Origin of the sequence: Actinacidiphila oryziradicis (assembly GCF_005047355.1) — a bacterium.
Classification (GTDB): Bacteria; Actinomycetota; Actinomycetes; order Streptomycetales; family Streptomycetaceae; genus Actinacidiphila; species Actinacidiphila oryziradicis.
This window is the reverse complement of sequence record NZ_SUMC01000275.1, coordinates 1-2,892: the sequence shown is the minus strand read 5'-3', so window position 1 is coordinate 2,892 and position 2,892 is coordinate 1. Positions and strand designations below refer to the sequence as shown.

Genomic DNA, 2,892 nt, shown 5'->3' with positions numbered 1-2,892 from the left:
TCACCGCCGCCGACCACCCCACATCCAGCACACCCAACTCCGGCCGCGCCACCAAAAACTCACGCAACCGCCCCGCCTGCGCCCGCAACGCCACCTCATCCCGCGCCGACACCACCACCGGCACCACCGGCAGCAACTCCCCATCCACCTGGGCGGAACCCTGCGCGACCGGACCCCCGGCCTCGCCCGCGCCCTCCGCCGGAGGCTCCGCCGGAGCCTCCTCAAGGATCAGGTGAGCGTTGGTCCCGGAGATCCCGAAGGACGACACGCCCGCGCGGCGGACCCGCTCCCCGGCCGGCCAGGGCCGCGCGTCGGTCAGCAGCTTGACCGCGCCGGACTCCCAGTCCACGTGCGGGGTCGGCGCGTCCACGTGCAGTGTCGCCGGCAGCACCTCGTGCCGCATGGCCTGCACCATCTTGATCACTCCGGCCACGCCGGCCGCCATCGAGGAGTGGCCGATGTTCGACTTGATCGAGCCCAGCCACAACGGATCCGTGCTCTCACGGCCCTGCCCGTACGTCGCCAGCAGCGCCTGGGCCTCGATCGGGTCACCCAGCCGGGTGCCGGTGCCGTGGCCCTCGACCGCGTCGACCTCGTCGGGCCGCAGCCCGGCGGACGCCAGCGCGGCGCGGATCACGCGTTCCTGCGACGGACCGCTGGGCGCGGTCAGCCCGTTGGACGCGCCGTCCTGGTTCACCGCGCTGCCCCGGACCACCGCCAGCACCCGGTGGCCACGGCGCTTGGCGTCCGAGAGGCGCTCCATCACGATCAGGCCGACGCCGTCGGAGAAGCCGGTCCCGTCGGCGCCTTCCGCGTACGACTTGCAGCGGCCGTCGGCGGCGAGCCCGCGCTGCCGGGAGAACTCCACCAGCAGGAAGGGGCTGGACAGCACCGTGACGCCGCCGGCCAGCGCGAGCGAGCACTCACCGGACCGCAGCGCCTGCGCCGCCAGGTGCATCGCCACCAGGGAGGACGAGCACGCGGTATCCACCGACACCGCCGCGCCCTCCAGGCCCAGGGTGTAGGCGACCCGGCCGGAGACCACGCTCGTGGTTCCGCCGGTCAGCCGGAACCCCTCCAGGTCCGACCGGGCGCCCGTCGCCGACCCCGAACCGGGGTAGTCCGAGAGGCCGACGCCGCAGAACACGCCGGTGTCGCTGCCGCGCAGCGACTCCGGGTCGATCCCCGCGTCCTCCAGCGCCTCCCACGCACCCTCCAGCAGCAGGCGCTGCTGCGGGTCCATGGCGAGGGCCTCGCGCGGGCTGATCCCGAAGAACCCGGCGTCGAAGTCGCCCACGCCGTCGGCGAATCCGCCGCGCTGCGCGTAGAAGGTCCCGACCTGCTCCGGGTCCGGGTCGTACACCCGCTCCAGGTCCCAGCCGCGGTCCTCGGGCAGCCCCGACATCGCGTCCCGGCCGGTGGCCACCAGATCCCACAACTGCTCGGGCGACGACGCGCCGCCCGGGTACCGGCAACTCATCCCCACGATCGCCAGCGGCTCGGTGGCCTGGGCCATGAGCCGCCGGTTCTGCTGCCGAAGGCGCTCCGCTTCCTTGACCGAGCGCCGAAGGGCCTCGACGAGTTCTTTCTGGTCCCCAGTCATGCAAGTTCCTCCGGGTTCAGGCGCTTAGCGCGGATCAGGCGCAACTCTTCCGCTCAGGCTGAGGACTTAAGCCGCGGATTCTTCGGTCATGCGGATCAGGGCCGCGGCGTCCATGTCGTCGATCGACTCGGCGCTGTCCTCCGCCGGCGAGCCTTTGTCCGGGGCCTTGTTCACCAGCTCCAGGAGCGCGTCCAGCAAGCCCGCCGCCCGCAGCCGGCCGATCGGTATCGAGGTCAGCACGTCCCTGATCTCGTCCTCTTCCGACGAGCGGCGGCTGCTCGGCACGGCGCCGGGCATGGCGACCGGGATCATGTACCGGGTGACGGCGATCGCGGTCGGGTGGTCGAAGACGAGCGTGGTCGGCAGCTTGAGTCCGGTCGCCTGGGTGAGCCGGTTGCGCAGTTCGACCGCGGACAGCGAGTCGAAGCCGAGCTCCTTGAACGCCCGTCCGGGGTCGACCGTCGACCCCGACGCGTGCCCGAGCACCGCCGCGACCTGCGCGGTGACCAGGTCCAGCGTCACCTGTTCCCAGTCCTCCCGGCCCACCTGGGCCAGCCGGGAGGCCAGCGACCCGTTGCTGCTCGCCGCCCGGGCCTGCCGCACCTGGACCCGTACGAGTCCGGCCAGCAGGGGAGCCGCCATCCCCTCCCGGGCCTGGGCGCGGATCGAGGCCAGGTCGAGTTGCACCGGCGCGACCAGCGCGGCGTCCACCCGCTGAGCCGCGTCCAGCAGTTCGAGGCCCAGTTTCGACGGCAGCGGCTGGAGGCCCAGCCGGTTCAGCCGGGTCAGGTCGGTGTCACCCAGGGCGCCGGTCATCCCGGTGCGGGTCTCCCACAGGCCCCAGGCCAGCGACACCGCCGGGCGGCCCTGCGCCCGGCGCCGCGCGGCGAGAGCATCCAGTACGGCGTTGGCCGCCGCGTAGTTGCCCTGCCCGGGGTTGCCGATGAGCGCCGCGACGGAGGAGAACAGCACGAACGACTGGAGGTCCGTGCCTGCCGTCAACTCGTCGAGCAGCAAGGCCGCGTCGACCTTCGGCCGCATCACCCGGTCCAACTGCTCCGGCGTCATCGACGCGAGCAAACCGTCGTCGAGGACACCGGCCGCGTGCACCACCCCCGCGAGCGGGACCTCCAACGACCCCAGTAGCGCGGTCATTTGCTCTCGGTCGGCGACATCGCACGCCGCGACCCGCACCCGGCAGCCGACCGCTTCCAGCTCGGCCACCAACTCGCCCGCACCCGGCGCTTCAAGACCTCGCCTCGACGCCAGCACCAGATGCCGGACACCGC

At 72.9% G+C, this 2,892-nt stretch carries 1 protein-coding gene and 1 pseudogene; both read right to left on the bottom strand.

Annotated features, from left to right (window positions below):
* A pseudogene (locus tag FCI23_RS55055) lies at window positions 1-1,603 on the bottom strand (type I polyketide synthase); the annotation flags it as partial.
* A gap of 66 nt (window positions 1,604-1,669) precedes the next feature.
* Window positions 1,670-2,892 (bottom strand): type I polyketide synthase (locus FCI23_RS55050; RefSeq protein ID WP_136731674.1); only part of this gene is annotated, 1,223 nt, incomplete at its 5' end.